This is a genomic window from Blautia sp. MCC283 (assembly GCF_018785565.1).
In the GTDB taxonomy this organism is placed as follows: Bacteria; Bacillota; Clostridia; order Lachnospirales; family Lachnospiraceae; genus Blautia_A.
Map to the genome: position 1 here is coordinate 41744 of NZ_WQQB01000024.1, position 15307 is coordinate 57050.

The following is a 15307-nucleotide window of genomic DNA, read 5'->3' on the forward strand; positions in this document are numbered from 1 at the left end:
TGCCCTCCATTTCCGAGGTTTATTACGCCTCTACAGCTGCATCGGCAACTAATGTAACAGCTTTCTGAACAGCCATATCTTTCTTCATCTGCTCCATCTCGTTCTCACCGATGAGATCTTTTAATTTGTCTGCTTCCATCTTGTACATCTCTGCCATCTTGGAGATCTCTTCGTTAACCTCTTCCTCTGTTGGCTGGATGTTCTCTACCTCAGCGATCTTCTCAAGAACCAGTCTTGTCTGGATTCTCTTAAGAGCCTGTGGCTTCATGTCTTCCATCATCTTCTCAACGCTCTGACCTGTAAACTGGAAGTACTGCTCCATGGAAAGACCCTGGGACTGCATTCTTCTTGCGAAGTCGTCAAGCATCTGACGTGTCTGAGTCTCGATCATTGCCTCCGGAATATCCATCTGGGCATTCTCGATCACTTTATCTACTGCTGCGTCCTCTTTTGCACGACGAGCATCTTCTGCTTTTTTCTCTGTCAGGTTCTTCTTAACGTCTTCTTTGTACTCAGCAAGTGTATCAAACTCAGATACATCTTTAGCGAAGTCATCGTCAAGCTCCGGAAGCTCTTTCGCTTCGATCTTCTTAACGTCGCACTGGAATACTGCTTCCTTACCAGCGAGCTCTTTTGCCTGATACTCCTCAGGGAATGTTACTTTAACTTCTACATGGTCACCAGTCTTGGCACCGACAAGCTGCTCCTCAAATCCCGGGATGAATGTGTTGGAACCAAGTGTCAGCGGATAATCTGTTCCTTTACCGCCCTCGAATGCCTCTCCGTCTACGAAGCCCTCGAAATCGATAGTTGCTGTGTCGCCATTCTCGGCTGCGCGATCCTCAACTGTGATCGTTCTGGAGTTCTTCTCCTGCTCTTTCTTAAGCTCTGCCTCAACTTCCTCGTCTGTTACTTCTGTCTCAGACTTCGGAACCTCAAGTCCTTTATAGTCGCCAAGAGTTACCTCTGGTTTGGTAGCTACTTCTGCTGTAAAGATAAATGGTTTGCCAGGCTCAACCTGTGTTACATCGATCTTAGGCTGGGAAACGATCTCAAGATCACACTCAGCAAGTGCTTTGCTGTAATGCTCTGGGATCAGAGCGTTAGCAGCATCCTCAAGGAATACTCCCTTACCGTACATCTGCTCGATCATTTTTCTAGGAGCTTTTCCTTTACGGAATCCCGGAATGGAAATTCTGCCTTTTGCTTTCTGATATGCGTTCTGCATTGCTTTGTCAAGATCCTCGGCGGAAACCTCGATTGTAAGTTTCGCCATGTTTTTCTCCATTTTCTCAACCTGTAAACTCATGTTTCTTGTTCCTCCTTAATTATATCGAGTAAATACCTTATTATATAAATAGTTAACACTCGCATTTTATATATTTACAGTCATTTCTGTAGTATAGCATAATCACTGTAAAAACGCCAGTATTTTTTTCGCCATATATGGCTCTTATACCGCTGTAAATCCCCTGTTTTCCATAAAAATCTCGTTCAGAAGCAGTGCAGCTCTTCTGGTTTTCCTTCTTAACCGCAAAAACAGCTCTTCTTTAGTAAAAAATCTCTGTTGAATATACTACAGACTCTGCGATTTCCTCGGCTTTTGCTCTTCCCTCCAGCTGACGGATCAGAGAAAGACTGAAATCAATGGCTGTTCCAAGACCTCTGCTGGTAGTCACATTTCCGTCCACTACTACCGGCTCTAGGGAAGTTCTGGCGCTTGTAAGCTGCTCCATTACAGATGGATAAGATGTGGCATTTCTGCCTTTGAGGAAGCCAAGTCTCTCGAATACACCCGGAGCTGCACAGATAGCTGCCACCTTGCCGCCTTTCTGGTAAAATGATGTGAGAAGCCCGGTCAGCGGTTTGTATTCCTCCAGATATTTTGTTCCTGGCATTCCTCCCGGGATCACAAGCATGTCCGCATCAGAGAAATCACACTCTGAAAATGTGCAGTCTGTAAGAATATTGATTCCATGAGAGGTTCTGATCTCTCTGGTTTCTTTAATAGATACTGTCTGGATGTCGATTCCTGCTCTCCGCATCAGATCTACCACAGTCAGTCCCTCGATATCTTCAAATCCGTCTGCGAAAAAAATATATACTTTGCTCATAATGTTTTCCGTCCTTTCTTTTTATATTATTCCGGTGCTGTCCGGAGGTTTTTCCATTCCCTTTCATAATGCTTTTTTCCATAAAAAATGTCAAGAAAATTTGCAGGGTAAGTCCGTTGCAAATTATATTTTTTTCATGTAAACTGAGGGCAGTATATTTACAGGAGGAATCGGTTATGGAAATTGAGCGTAAATTTCTTATTAAAAAAGAAAATCTGCCGGAAAACCTGGCTTCTTATCCCTGCCATCGAATCGAGCAGGGTTATCTCTGCACCTCACCGGTGGTCCGCATCCGAAGACAGGACGATGACTATTTTCTCACTTATAAATCCAAAGGACTGATGAGCCGTGAGGAATATAATCTTCCGCTCACCGCAGAAGCTTATGAACACCTGAAACCCAAGGCAGATGGAATCCTCATCACAAAAGACCGCTACGTGATCCCGGAAAAAGGCGGACTTTTTATCGAACTGGATATCTTTCACGGAGAATATGAGGGCGTTCTTCTGGCTGAAGTGGAATTTCCCACAGAGGAAGCAGCCAATGCCTACACCGCGCCGGAATGGTTCGGTGAAGATGTGACTTATTCTACAAAATATCATAACAGCACTATGAGCCAGGGCTGGTAAATGCGATCGCTGTTTGCAGATTCTGCCAGCTCTCAATACCATTGCTGTCACTCCGTGGCCTGTATCTGAAATCACACTTGTATTTCTCATTTGCAGTGCTATAATTAGTGATGCAGGCAGATATAGTTCATTGGTAGAACATCAGCTTCCCAAGCTGAGGAGGCGGGTTCGATTCCCGTTATCTGCTTTCATTGCCAAAGAAGGCACGCGAGTCAGGCGTGTCTTTTTTTATAAATGATTTTAAGGAGGATTTTATTATGAAGATCGGATTTATCGGATGTGGAAATATGGGTTCTGCCATGATCGGCGGTATTCTCCGTCAGGGGATTTTTTCCAAAGAGGACATCATTGTTTCCAACCTTACCCCCGAGGGAAAAGCACGCAGTGAAAAAAATCTCGGCGTTGTCACCACTCTGGATAACAAGGAGGTCGTCAGATCTGCAAAAACTGTTGTTCTTGCCGTAAAGCCTCAGTTTTATGAGGAGGTTCTGGACGAAGTCCACGACAGCCTTACTGAAGAACACACCATTATCGGCATTGCCCCAGGCAAAACCCTTGCATGGCTGGAAGAAAAGGCCGGTCTTCCTCTGAAAGTTGTCCGTTTTATGCCTAATACCCCGGCGCAGGTCGGTGAGGGAATGACTGCTGTATGTGCCAATGAACGGGTTTCACAGGAGGAACTTGCTGAGATTCTTAAGATCACAGACAGCTTCGGATGTACGGAAGTGATCCCGGAACGTCTGATGGATGCGGCCGGTGCTGTAGGTGGCTGTGCACCGGCTTATGTGTTTATGTTCATCGAAGCTATGGCTGATGCCGCTGTCAGCCAGGGAATGCCTCGTAAACAGGCCTACAAGTTCGCTTCCCAGACTGTTCTTGGCAGTGCAAAAATGGTTCTGGAAACCGGACGTCATCCGGGAGACCTGAAAGACATGGTCTGCTCCCCTGCCGGAACTACCATCGAGGGTGTACGTACCCTGGAGAAGAATGGTTTCCGCAGTGCTGTGTTTGAAGCGCTTACTGCTGCTGCTGAGAAGGGTAAAAAATTATAATTTTTTGAAAGCATCTAACGGTCAGGCAGCCAAATATCCTCCGCCTGATCTGATCAGATTCAGCATTGTTACTGACATGAAAAAACTCCGTGTCATTCTGCCGTCATGCAGACTTCACGGAGTTTTTCTGTCTTATGTCAGCTATAGGATCTGATGGGATCTGCAATGCAGCTTCTATTTGCATGCAGGATCATCTCAGCTGTTTTTCTGTCTGCTCATGACTTTACAGAAGTTCGATCAGCGCATCAATATCCTCCATCTTCGTTCCCCAGCTTGTGGCAAAACGGATCACTGTATGATCTTCATCATATTTCTCCCAGAAATCAAACTGAACTTTTTTGCCCAGTTCTTCTTTCTTTTTATTTTCCAGAACTACAAACTGCTGGTTTGTGGGAGAATCCAGATATAACTGATAGCCTTTTTCCTGAAGGGCTTTTTTCAGTTTCATGGCTGTCTCGATGGCATTTTTGCTGATCTTTGTATACAGATCATCGGTAAACAGCGTATCAAACTGGATTCCCAGAAGACGTCCCTTTGCAAGAAGGGCACCCTGCTGTTTTACCATGGTCATGAAATGCTTCGGAGCTTTTTTCGTAAAAACGACTGCCTCTCCGCAAAGTGCGCCTACCTTGGTTCCACCGATATAGAATACATCGGTATATCTGGCGATATCTTCCAGTGTCACATCTGTCTCCGGGCTTACCAGGCCGTAGCCAAGTCTTGCTCCGTCCAGAAACAGTGGAAGATCGTATTTATGGCATACCTCGGAGATTTCTTCCAGTTCCTTCTTTGTATAAAGGGTTCCGTACTCGGTCGGATGGGAAATATAGACCATTCCCGGAAATACCATATGCTCATGGTTCGCATCCCCATAAAAGGTTTCCACATAGTCCGTGATGCTCTCTGCGCTGATCTTTCCATTTTTTTCCGGAAGTGTCAGCACTTTGTGGCCTGTGTATTCAATCGCGCCTGCTTCATGACAGCCTACATGACCTGTCTGTGCCGCAAGGACTCCCTCATAACGGTTCAGGACAGATGCGATGATCGTTGCATTGGTCTGGGTTCCTCCCACCAGGAAATACACCTCTGCATCCGGACAGCTGCAGGCTTTTCGGATCTTTTCTTTGGCAGAATCGCAGTATTTATCCGTGCCGTAACCGGAAAGCTTCTCCATATTGGTTTCCAGAAGTTTCTGCAGGATCGCCGGATGAGCGCCCTCGCAGTAATCATTTACAAAATATAACATCTCACATGCTCTCCTCATCTGTATTTTTTGCAATCTTTTTTAAGTATAAATCCCGGAAAATGTTTCTGTCAACCGGCATTGCTCTGTATACTTCTGAAGCTTTTTCACTTTTCTTTTACTGCGTTCTTTGCATATTCCGTCTGCACCAGTTCTTCATACTCTGCACGTTCGCCTAGCTCTCCTGCATCTTCCAGGATATCCTGCAGAAGCTCAAAGCTGTCTTTCTTAAAGATCAGATTTTCTTTCCAGGTGTCCTGATCATAGTACCGCTTCACAATGGTAGTGATCGTGTCGATATCTGTTTCTTTAAACTGGGGTGCGATCACTTCTGCGATCTCCTCCGGCGTATGACTCTGCACATAGTCCATACCTTTCTGAAGTGCATTTGTGAATTTCTGGATGATCTCCGGGTTTTCTTTCATGTAACTTGTTTTTACACTGTAAGATGTGTAAGGCACATACCCGGATGCTTCCCCAAGCGATGCCACCACATGGCCTGCGCCTTCTTTTTCCAGAATTGTGGCAGATGGCTCAAACTCTACGGTATACGCCGCAGAATCATCCCCTGTAAAAGCCGCCGCCGTGGAACCGAAATCAATACTCTGGTCAATGGTCAGATCTTTCTGCGGGTCAATGCCGTTTTTCTTCAGGATATATTCAAATACCATTTCTGGCATACCACCTTTTCGCCCGCCAAGAACTTTCTTTCCTTTCAGATCTTCCCACTTGAAATCCGGCATCTCTTCTCTTGCAACAAGAAAATTTCCCGCGCGTTGGGTCAGCTGGGCGAAGTTCACGGCCGGATCGGTTGCCCCTTCCTGACAGGCATAGATGGATGCTTCCGCTCCCATAAATCCAATATCCGCTTCCCCGGAGATCAGCGCAGTCAACACTTTATCTGCTCCGAATCCAGTTACCAGTGTAAGATCCAGACCTTCTTCTTCAAAATATCCTTCTTCGATTGCCACATACTGCGGCGCATAGAAAATCGAATGGGCTACTTCATTCAATGTAACCTTCGTAATCTTCTCCTCTGCCCCGTCCTTCTTAGCAGCAAAAGCCGTCATCGGCAGCGCGGTCACCGCCAAAACCACTGCTGCCGTCAGTGAAATCCATTTTTTATTTTTCATGCAGATACTCCTTTAAGAAACTTCTGCTGTTAGGATATGCATAAAGGTCCTAAAAGGTTCAAATTCAAAGGTATTATCCGTTTTCTCAGTCTCTTCTGCCCTGTTTGGACTGGATCTTGTCTTCGTACATCTTAACATGATCAGTGCCAGTACAACACTGAGAACCAGCACAACAAGGATCACATGCTTCTGAAGGAACTGTCTCACATTCATTTCCGGATTTGCATAATCTTCCGCGATCCAGTAACTGCCGTAAACAGGAAAAATCGTATCAACTTCTCCCTGCAAAAGAGCAGTTTCCATCTCATCATATAATTCCGGACTTTTTTTGCTGACTGCAAAATAGTATGGGGAATATCCGATCTTCACAATGGAATTCCAGAGATATTTGGAAATTTCTTTCTCCGCAACCGTTGTGGAAACAATGGCATCCAGCTTACCGCTGTTCATGTCTGCATATCTCTGCTCACTGCTCTCATAAAGCTCGACCTGGCATTTCACATTGTTTTTCTCACACCACTCCTGAAAAAGATCTACCTGCACACTGCCTTTGTTGATTCCCACTTTGGCATTCTCAAGCGTAGAAAGATCGGTTGATTTCCATGATGCAATGCCGGGTTATCCTGCGTCAACATAATTTCCGTTAAGAAATCCTGCTGTGCTTTTTTTCTCAAAAATATTGTCACGTCATGAATCATATGTTAAAATATGCAACGAAACTGGTTCGAAAACCTCCCAGTATAAAAAACTAGGCAAAGTAAAAAAAGAATTTCCGGCTGCACGTATACACAATCTGCAGTCTTTTTACGGATGCTTTTGTTTATTGGAGGTGATAAACAAAAGCATTTTTTTTGCTTTGACACAAGTTGGAAAGGAACAAAATGAACAAACGAAAAATCATCATTGACTGCGACCCGGGAATTGATGACAGCCTGGCCATCATGCTGGCTCTTACATCACCGGAAATCGAAGTACTTGGAATCACCATTGTCTGCGGAAATTCCCCCGTGGAAATGGGATTCGAAAACGCAAAAAAGATCCTGAAGCAGATGAACCGGCTGGATGTGCCGGTCTATATGGGGGAACCCAGACCTTTGAAGCGGGATTACGTAAACGCTCTGGATACTCATGGCGCTGACGGGCTCGGCGAAAGCTTTCTGCCCGAGGTCCCCGGATATCAGCAGGAAATCGGTGCTGTAGATTTTCTCTCCAAGGCGCTGATAAAAGAAAAAGTCTCCGTGATCGCCCTGGGTCCCATGACAAATCTTGCACGCCTGATCCAGAAAGCCCCGGCAGCTTTTAACCAGATCGAGGAACTGGTATCTATGGGCGGTTCTTTTAAAAGCCACGGAAACTGTTCCCCTGTTGCAGAGTATAACTACTGGTGCGATCCGGATGCTGCCGCACTGGTCTATGACACCCTTCACCAGAATGGAAAAATGATCCACATGATCGGTCTTGATGTGACAAGAAAGATCGTTCTCACTCCTACTCTTCTGGAATATATCTGTCGTCTGAATAAAGAGACCGGAGAATTTATCCGAAAGATCACGAAATTTTATTTTGACTTTCACTGGAAATGGGAGCATATCATTGGCTGTGTCATCAATGATCCACTGGCAGTGGCATACTTCCTGAATCCAGATATCTGCCAGGGTTTTGATTCCTATGTACAGATTGAAACCGGAGGCATTACTCTCGGACAGTCCGTTGTAGATTCCATGAATTTTTATCGAAAAACTCCAAATACAAAAGTACTGACCGAAGTAGACGTATACGCATTCTTCCAGCTGTTCCTCTCCAGGATTCTTGGCCTGGAACCGGAAAAACTGGATATTTTGCAGGATTTAATATAAGGAGTGACTGAATATGAAAACAGAAAAAATAAACGTACAGAAAATCTGCCTGATTGCTTTCGCCATCTGCATTAATTTCGTAGGCGGACAGATCGCGCTTTTTCTGAAACTCCCCATTTATCTCGACAGTATCGGTACTGTGTTTATCGCTTCCATTCTTGGACCGTTTTATGGTATGCTTCCCAATCTGATCAGCGGCTTGTTAATGGGAATGACCGTAGATGTTTATTCTCTGTATTATGCTCCGGTGGGAATCGTTCTCGGTTTTGTGACCGGTCTTGTATACCGGAAATTTCAGCCGAAAAAATGGCAGATCTTTCCGGCGGCCATTGCGATCACCCTTCCGTCAACTCTGATCAGCTCCTGCATCACTGCATTTTTGTTCGGCGGGATCACCTCTTCCGGTTCCTCCATTCTTGTACAGCTTCTCGCAAAAACACCTCTTGGAATGGTCGGAAGCTGTTTTGCAGTCCAGTTTATCACCGATTACATTGACAGAATTCTCTGTCTTGCACTGGCAGCTGTCCTGATGGGAGCATTGCGAAAAAGTATGAAAGAGAGTTTTATCCGATGAAAATTTTAATTACAGGTACCAGCTCCGGGATCGGAAAGGGATGTGCGGAGTTTTTTCTGAAAAAAGGCCATGAAGTCTATGGCTTCGATAAAAATACCGCCACGATCACTCAGCCCGGATATACACATTTCTGCCTGGATATCCGGGATAAGGATTCCTACCCGGAACTCCCTCCTGTAGATATCCTGATCGACAATGCAGGAACCCAGGACGGAAATGACATTGACGTAAACTTAAAAGGAACCATTTCCATTACCGAACATTACGGAATCCACCCTGATATTTACTCTATTGTGATGATCGGCTCAGCAAGCGGACATACCGGCTCCGAATTCCCGGAATATGCAGCCAGCAAGGGTGGCGTTCTGGCCTATGCCAAAAATGTGGCAATGCGGATCGCGCCTTACCAGGCCACCTGCAACAGCCTGGATTTCGGCGGCGTCATGACAGAGCTGAACCGTCCGGTGATGGAGGACAAAAAACTCTGGGATCAGATCATGGATCTGACTCCGCTGAAGCGGTGGATGACTGTGGATGAAGCTGCAGAATGGATTTATTTTATGGCTGTAAAAAACCGCTTCTGTACAGGCCAGAATATTCTCATCGATGGCCTGGAAGCCGGAAACTGCAATTTTATCTGGCCGGATGAAACGTGAGATTTCTCTTAACACCGCCAGACGCTCCACAATATAAAAATCTCCTCTGCCGTCTATTCTGATCTGTGTTATAATAGACCTCATAATACTGGCGTTCCGGTCTATCACTATGCCAAGCAGGCAGATGCCATCTGTCCATAAACACAGGATACATTTCCGGAACGCTGTCAACAGGAGGAAATCGTTATGAATATTAAAGAAGAAATCCATTCATTATCAGAAGAAATGCTCACAAACCTTGGCAGACTGGTTGCCATCGACTCCCAGCTCGGCACACCTGCCGAAGGAAAGCCTTTCGGTGAAGGCCCTGCAAAAGCCCTGGAAGAAGGTCTCAAGATTGCCGATGAGCTTGGTTTTAAAACCGTAAACCTGGACAACTACTGTGGCTATGCAGAAATGGGTGAGGGCGATGAGATCGTTGGAATCGCCGGACATCTGGATATCGTGCCAGTGGGTGGTGACTGGACTTATGATCCATTTAAGCTTACCCGTGAAGGCGACCATGTATACGGACGTGGAACTACCGATGACAAAGGTCCGATTCTGGAAGCGCTCTACGCCATGAAGCTTCTCCGCGACCACGGTGTAAAACTGAACAAAAGAGTCCGCCTGATCATGGGCTGCAACGAAGAGACCGGTTCCAGATGTATGGCTCACTATAACCAGGTAGCCGAAGAGCTCTCCTGTGGTTTCACACCGGATGCCAATTTCCCATGTATCCACGGCGAAAAGGGACAGCTGGGTATGATGGCCTACTCCAAAAACACCAGGATCCTTTCCATGAACGGCGGTTTTGTTTCCAATGCAATGTGCGACACCTGCACAACTGTTATTCCCGCCGAAGATGATCTGAAAGAAAAGCTGGAAGCAGCACTTTCCCATACAAAGCTCCAGGAATACAAAGTAACTGAAGAAAATGGTGAGCTTACCATCTACGCCAAAGGTGTTCCGGCTCATGCCAGCACCCCGCACCTGGGAGTCAATGCTGCAGGTGTAACCTTTGAATGCCTGGCAGAGGCAGGATTTGAAGATGATTTTGTAAAATTCTATAACTCCCATATCGGCACTGCCTGTGACGGTTCCGGCATCGGTCTGAAATTTGCGGATGAATACGGAGATCTGACCCTGTGCAACGGAATCGTAAAAACAGAAAACGGCGTGATCTCCTGCACCATCGATATCCGTGTCCCGGTTACTCTTAAGGAAGCAGAGATCCGCAAAATGTGTGAGGACAAACTGGAGGATAAAAACGGACGTATTGAGATCAACAACGTTGTTGCCCCATTATTCTTCCCAAGAGAATCTCCACTGGTAAATGCCCTGTACAAAGCTTATACAGATGTAACCGGCGACACAGAGCACAAACCAATGGTCATCGGCGGCGGCACTTACGCAAAATCCCTCAAAAACATCATCGCCTTCGGACCTGAAAAAGAAGGAATCGACTATCGCATCCACGGAGCCGATGAATTTATTCTGGTATCCGGTATGGAAGAAGCAGTCCTGATCTATATGGAAGCCATCAGAAATCTGCTTGCGATCTGAAAAATACTATAGAAAGATAGGAGAATTTTTATATAAAAGCACATAAATACTGGTCACTTGGAGCATTGCTCTGCATGACAGGTTCTTTTTACACAGGCTACAGAAAATTCATGAAAGCACACAAATATTTCTCTTTCGGCACACTGTTTTGTATGATCATGGCTATCTGGTCCGGTCACAAAATGATCACTCCCTCAAAAAGATCGCAGGAAAAAGAATGTCCTGCTGACAACAAATAACTGCAAATATGAAATTAAAATTGATCGCACTTGATATTGACGGTACACTTACCAACGATGAGAAAAAAATCACAGCAGATACCCTAAGCACACTTCTGAAATTTCAGGAACAGGGAATCCGGGTAATGCTGGCTTCTGCCAGACCTGTACCCGGACTTTATTCTGCTGCCAGTGAGCTGCGCCTTGGTGACCACCACGGCATCCTCATGGCCTACAACGGCGGAAAAGTCGTAGACGCCACAGACGGACAACTTCTTTCACAAACCCATATGGACCTTAATAAAACCCGGGAACTTCTCCGTTTTCTGGAAGCGCTTCCTGTCACTGTAATCCTGGACGACGGCGAACGCTTCTATGTGGAAGATGCTCATGGATATAAGGTGGAATACGAATGCTGGAACAATCAGATGGACTGCACAGAAGTCGATAACCTTGCAGATTTTCTGGATTTTTCCCCGGTAAAGCTTCTCCTATCTGTTGACCCGGATGAAATCCTGAACATTCAGGATTTCATCCGCAGCCATCTTCCCGATGATCTCTGTGTTGTCCGCACGGCACCTTTTTATCTGGAAATCATCCCGGTTTCCATCAATAAGGGAAAAGCTCTTCTTGATGTGTGCAGCCGCCTTTGTATCGATCCGGCTGACACGGCAGCATTCGGTGATTCCGAAAATGACATCCCTATGCTCCAGGCTGCCGGCTGTGGTGTTGCCATGGGTAATGCGGAAGATGCGGTAAAGGCTGTCGCTGATAAGGTTACACTGTCCAATAATTCGGACGGTATCGCCCATGCACTTCGTGAACTGATAATGTAACAATTGTTTTCCTATTTCCATACTGGTATAATACGAAAAGACTTTTCAGTATCACGGAGGAAAAAATATCTATGGAACTTTTATTTCTGGCGCTGTTTGCAGCCAGTCTGATCGCATGTGTAGTCACCGGTGCTTCTGTTGTTTTTGCCCTGATATTCGGGTACATTCTGTTCTTTTCCTATGGACTGATCCATGGAAAAAGTGTAAAAGAGATGCTTCGTTTTTCCCGGAACGGAATTTTCACAGTAAAAAATGTTCTGCTGACTTTGTTGCTGATCAGTATGCTCACAGCGATCTGGCGTGCCTGTGGTTCCATTGCCTATATCGTATATTATGCATCTGCCATCTGTACTCCTTCCGTGATGCTGCTGGCGTCTTTTCTTCTGTGCTGTCTGATCTCTTTCCTTACGGGAACCTCCTTTGGAAGTGCCGCCACCATCGGCGTGATCTGTATGACTATGGCCAACAGTATGGGTATTCCTCCTTTTCTTACCGGCGGTGCGATCCTGGCCGGGATTTTTTTCGGGGACCGGTGTTCTCCGGTTTCCACCAGTGCGCTTCTTGTCAGTGAGCTGACAAAAACGGATCTTTTTTCCAATATCCGGAATATGACCCGCAGTGCTCTGGTTCCCTTTATACTGAGCTGTGTTCTGTATGGAATTCTTGGTTTTTCCGTCCATACAGGATCTGCTGCGGATACTACCAGAAATTTACTGCAGGATTATTATGAGTTCTCGCCGTTGATGCTTCTTCCTGTTGTAATCGTGCTGGTACTTTCCCTTCTTCATGTGGATGTAAAAAAGACCATTGCCTTCAGCGGACTGGTGGGAATGGCCATTGCGGTGAGTGTACAGCACTTTCCGGTGTCGGAACTTCCTGCTTTATGTTTCTCAGGATTTTCGCCTTCTGATGGGAAGATTGCGAAACTGATGAGCGGCGGCGGTTTTCTTTCCATGCTGCGGGTTTATCTGATCGTTGGAATTTCTTCCTGCTATTCCGGCATGTTTGAGGGAACCGGATTTCTGAACGGAATTGAAGCCCTGATGGAAAAACTGGGCTCCAGGATCACCCCTTATGGCACAACCTTACTGACTTCCATTGTCACTTCCGCCATCTCCTGCAACCAGACTCTTGCCATCATGCTCACCAGCCAGCTGTGCGGGGAAAACAATCCGGAAAGATCTTCTTTTGCCCTGGATCTGGAAAATACGGTAGTAGTCATAGCGCCCATGATCCCCTGGTCCATTGCAGGAGCCGTTCCGCTGGCTGCCATCGGTGCGCCAAACATCAGTATCGCAGTTGCCTTTTATCTGTATCTGCTGCCGCTGTGGGGACTGGCTGTGCATCTGTTCAGGTAGGGTCTGTTTTTACCGTCAGATCCTTCACCCAACGATACTTCTTATAATTCAGATACACAGCCGGGATCTTCACAAATTCATCCAGACTGATGATAAAGTAAACCGCAAGCACCGGAAGCTTCAGCACAAATGCGGCGATAAGGCCCAGTGGAACCATAATACACCACATGGAAATACAGTCACAGTACAGCCCGAACTTACTGTCTCCGCCTGCACAGAAAATTCCGCTGATGGTTACTCCGTTTACCGAACGTCCGATCATATAATAAGCACAGATCAGGAGCATTCCCTTAAGATATCCTTCCGCTGTAACGCTTAGGTTGGCCGCACGGAGAATCAGCGGACTGAATGCCAGAAGCACCAGTCCGGACATGATTCCGCCACCGTTTCCAAGTCCCATACAGAAACATCCGGCCAGGTTTTTGACAATGCTGGCAATGGAATTGGCGGCTACCGCATCACTTCCCAGATGTCCCATAATTACGGAATACATGGAAAATCCGGTTCCCCAGACGATCTCATTGCAGATCACCGGTGTTGTATATTTCCAGAAATCTCTCCTGAGAACGGGATCGTCTCTGCGGAGATATTTTGCCCGGAGTTTTACCTGATCTTTTCCCACAGTTTCCAGAACGCACCATGTAACTTCAATGATACGGGCTGTTACTGTTGCCAGTGCGGCTCCGGCAATCTCCATTCTTGGCATTCCGAACAATCCATAGATCAGCACTGCATTGATAAAAATATTTACTACTACACTGGTGGCACTGATCATGCTGCTTTTTGCCGCTCTGCCGCTGTTTTTCAGGATGCAGAGATACATCTGCGAGCTTCCGGTAAGCAGATAGGATACCGCGATCACACGAAGATACAGGGAACCGCCCCGGATCAGTACCGGATCATTGGTAAAGATCCTCATCAGCATTCCCGGGATCAGCAGCGCGGACAGGGTAAAGACCAGAGAGATCACAGTGGTAACTTTCATTACAAAGGCAAAGATCCGCTCCACTGCCGGAATATCTCCCTTTCCCCAGTACTGGGCTGCGATAAGAGAAAGGCCGATGGTCATTGCTTCCAGAAGAAGATTGTGGATAAATGTTATCTGCCCTGCCAACGATACTGCGGAAAGAGAATCCTGTGAGATCACTCCCAGCATCAGGGCATCGGATGCACTGACCAGAGCCAGCATAAACTGCTGAAAAGCGATGGGCATCACCAGGCTTATAAGCTTTCTGGTGAATGCCGGGTCTTTTTTATTTTTCATTTATTTTTGCCCATGCCTCCTCATCAAATTTTCGGTCTTTAAAGTAATATGGCTTGTCCGCATCCGTGATCTCGCGGATCACGCGGCAGGGATTTCCGGCTGCACATACATTGTCCGGAATGTCCTTTGTCACTACGCTTCCCGCGCCGATCACAACGTTATTTCCAATCTTTACACCCGGAAGAACGCAGCAGCTTCCGCCGATCCACACATTGTCCCCGATGGTGACAGGAATCCCGTACTCAAAAGCGGAATTCCTGCTCTCCGGATGGATCGGATGCCCGGCTGTGTAAATACCTACATTGGGGCCAAACATTACGTTATCCCCGATGGTGATTTTTCCCACATCCAGCATCACGCAGTGGGTGTTGGCATAAAAATTCTCTCCGACTTCGATATGGCTTCCGTACTCACAGTGAAACGGCGGCTCAAAATATACGTTTTTCTTATGTTTCAGTCCTGTGCGTTCCAGATATTCCATACCCTTTTCCGGGTCAAAAGGCATGGCCTCATTGTACTCCCGGACGGCCTTTTTTGTTTCTTTCTGCTGCGCCACTACTGCATCATCGGAGATGTATGCCATTTCGTGATCTCTTCTGTAAATATTGTCCATTGTAAATCCCTCTCTTATAAATACACTTTGTTTTCTTCAAAAAAATGCCCGGTGTCTCCTGACGCACTGTGAGTGATTCCGGAGAGGACGGCGGCATGCTCCACTATATCTGCCTTACAGTTTACGCGGACATTGACCGAAGCATCTTTTCGTTTTATAATTATATTGTATATTTTTAAGTTATTCTATCGGTTTTCTATCTAACTTTATAGCAAT

General features: G+C 46.2%; 16 protein-coding genes, 1 tRNA gene and 1 riboswitch. Of the genes, 10 read left to right on the top strand and 7 right to left on the bottom strand.

The window, feature by feature from the left end:
- Nucleotides 1-22: 22 nt before the first annotated feature.
- Together tig and GPK81_RS07475 are read right to left on the bottom strand one after the other, a co-directional pair.
- The gene (tig, locus tag GPK81_RS07470) at nucleotides 23-1309 is read right to left on the bottom strand and encodes a trigger factor (protein WP_021977810.1); all 1287 of its coding nucleotides are present in this window, start codon (nucleotides 1307-1309) and stop codon (nucleotides 23-25) included.
- Between the two features lie 241 nt (nucleotides 1310-1550).
- The gene (locus GPK81_RS07475) at nucleotides 1551-2117 is read right to left on the bottom strand and encodes a DJ-1 family glyoxalase III (RefSeq protein WP_118061984.1); all 567 of its coding nucleotides are present in this window, start codon (nucleotides 2115-2117) and stop codon (nucleotides 1551-1553) included.
- A gap of 173 nt (nucleotides 2118-2290) precedes the next feature.
- On the opposite strand from GPK81_RS07475, the gene GPK81_RS07480 reads away from it, so the two are divergent.
- From GPK81_RS07480 to proC, 3 genes are all read left to right on the top strand, one after another.
- Nucleotides 2291-2743, top strand: coding sequence for a CYTH domain-containing protein (locus tag GPK81_RS07480; RefSeq protein WP_021977808.1), 453 nt, complete (start codon nucleotides 2291-2293; stop codon nucleotides 2741-2743).
- A gap of 116 nt (nucleotides 2744-2859) precedes the next feature.
- Nucleotides 2860-2930: transfer RNA gene (locus GPK81_RS07485), tRNA-Gly, on the top strand.
- A gap of 70 nt (nucleotides 2931-3000) precedes the next feature.
- A complete protein-coding gene (gene proC, locus GPK81_RS07490; protein ID WP_118070969.1) occupies nucleotides 3001-3795 on the top strand; it encodes a pyrroline-5-carboxylate reductase in 795 nt (264 codons plus the stop codon).
- A 223-nt stretch (nucleotides 3796-4018) separates the two neighbouring features.
- On the opposite strand, the gene GPK81_RS07495 is transcribed toward proC, so the two are convergent.
- The 3 genes from GPK81_RS07495 to GPK81_RS07505 all read right to left on the bottom strand — a co-directional run bounded on the left by GPK81_RS07495 (nucleotide 4019) and on the right by GPK81_RS07505 (nucleotide 6735).
- The gene (locus GPK81_RS07495) at nucleotides 4019-5041 is read right to left on the bottom strand and encodes a threonine aldolase family protein (RefSeq protein WP_021977806.1); all 1023 of its coding nucleotides are present in this window, start codon (nucleotides 5039-5041) and stop codon (nucleotides 4019-4021) included.
- 104 nt (nucleotides 5042-5145) lie between these two features.
- Nucleotides 5146-6171 carry an ABC transporter substrate-binding protein gene (locus GPK81_RS07500; protein WP_215706812.1) on the bottom strand — a complete coding sequence of 342 codons (1026 nt, stop codon included), beginning with the start codon at nucleotides 6169-6171 and terminating at the stop codon, nucleotides 5146-5148.
- Nucleotides 6172-6183: 12 nt separating this feature from the next.
- The gene (locus GPK81_RS07505) at nucleotides 6184-6735 is read right to left on the bottom strand and encodes a transporter substrate-binding domain-containing protein (RefSeq protein WP_215706813.1); all 552 of its coding nucleotides are present in this window, start codon (nucleotides 6733-6735) and stop codon (nucleotides 6184-6186) included.
- A 149-nt stretch (nucleotides 6736-6884) separates the two neighbouring features.
- Nucleotides 6885-6929: riboswitch (PreQ1 riboswitch) on the top strand.
- 123 nt (nucleotides 6930-7052) lie between these two features.
- Here GPK81_RS07505 and GPK81_RS07510 point away from each other — a divergent pair.
- The 7 genes from GPK81_RS07510 (at nucleotide 7053) to GPK81_RS07535 (ending at nucleotide 13214) form a co-directional block, all read left to right on the top strand.
- Nucleotides 7053-8027 carry a nucleoside hydrolase gene (locus tag GPK81_RS07510; RefSeq protein WP_215706814.1) on the top strand — a complete coding sequence of 325 codons (975 nt, stop codon included), beginning with the start codon at nucleotides 7053-7055 and terminating at the stop codon, nucleotides 8025-8027.
- A 13-nt stretch (nucleotides 8028-8040) separates the two neighbouring features.
- Entirely contained in the window at nucleotides 8041-8601 is a 561-nt protein-coding gene (locus tag GPK81_RS07515; protein ID WP_021977801.1) for an ECF transporter S component, read from the top strand.
- The gene (locus GPK81_RS07520; protein WP_215706815.1) at nucleotides 8598-9257 is read left to right on the top strand and encodes an SDR family NAD(P)-dependent oxidoreductase; all 660 of its coding nucleotides are present in this window, start codon (nucleotides 8598-8600) and stop codon (nucleotides 9255-9257) included. The genes GPK81_RS07515 and GPK81_RS07520 overlap by 4 nt, the downstream gene beginning before the upstream one ends.
- Before the next feature lie 186 nt (nucleotides 9258-9443).
- Complete coding sequence (locus GPK81_RS07525; protein ID WP_118061989.1) at nucleotides 9444-10802, top strand: M20 family metallopeptidase; 1359 nt, start codon at nucleotides 9444-9446, stop codon at nucleotides 10800-10802.
- A gap of 32 nt (nucleotides 10803-10834) precedes the next feature.
- Nucleotides 10835-11041 (top strand): DUF6219 family protein, encoded by a 207-nt coding sequence (locus tag GPK81_RS18010; RefSeq protein ID WP_021977798.1) that lies wholly within the window; start codon nucleotides 10835-10837, stop codon nucleotides 11039-11041.
- Between the two features lie 8 nt (nucleotides 11042-11049).
- Nucleotides 11050-11856, top strand: coding sequence for a Cof-type HAD-IIB family hydrolase (locus GPK81_RS07530; RefSeq protein ID WP_215706816.1), 807 nt, complete (start codon nucleotides 11050-11052; stop codon nucleotides 11854-11856).
- A 71-nt stretch (nucleotides 11857-11927) separates the two neighbouring features.
- Nucleotides 11928-13214: a Na+/H+ antiporter NhaC family protein gene (locus GPK81_RS07535; RefSeq protein WP_215706817.1), complete on the top strand. Its 1287-nt coding sequence runs from the start codon at nucleotides 11928-11930 to the stop codon at nucleotides 13212-13214.
- Here GPK81_RS07535 and GPK81_RS07540 read toward each other — a convergent pair.
- Nucleotides 13207-14478 carry an MATE family efflux transporter gene (locus GPK81_RS07540; RefSeq protein WP_215706818.1) on the bottom strand — a complete coding sequence of 424 codons (1272 nt, stop codon included), beginning with the start codon at nucleotides 14476-14478 and terminating at the stop codon, nucleotides 13207-13209. The two genes, GPK81_RS07535 and GPK81_RS07540, sit on opposite strands and share 8 nt — an antisense overlap.
- A complete protein-coding gene (locus tag GPK81_RS07545; protein WP_021976229.1) occupies nucleotides 14468-15091 on the bottom strand; it encodes a sugar O-acetyltransferase in 624 nt (207 codons plus the stop codon). The genes GPK81_RS07540 and GPK81_RS07545 overlap by 11 nt, the downstream gene beginning before the upstream one ends.
- Nucleotides 15092-15307 lie beyond the last annotated feature (216 nt).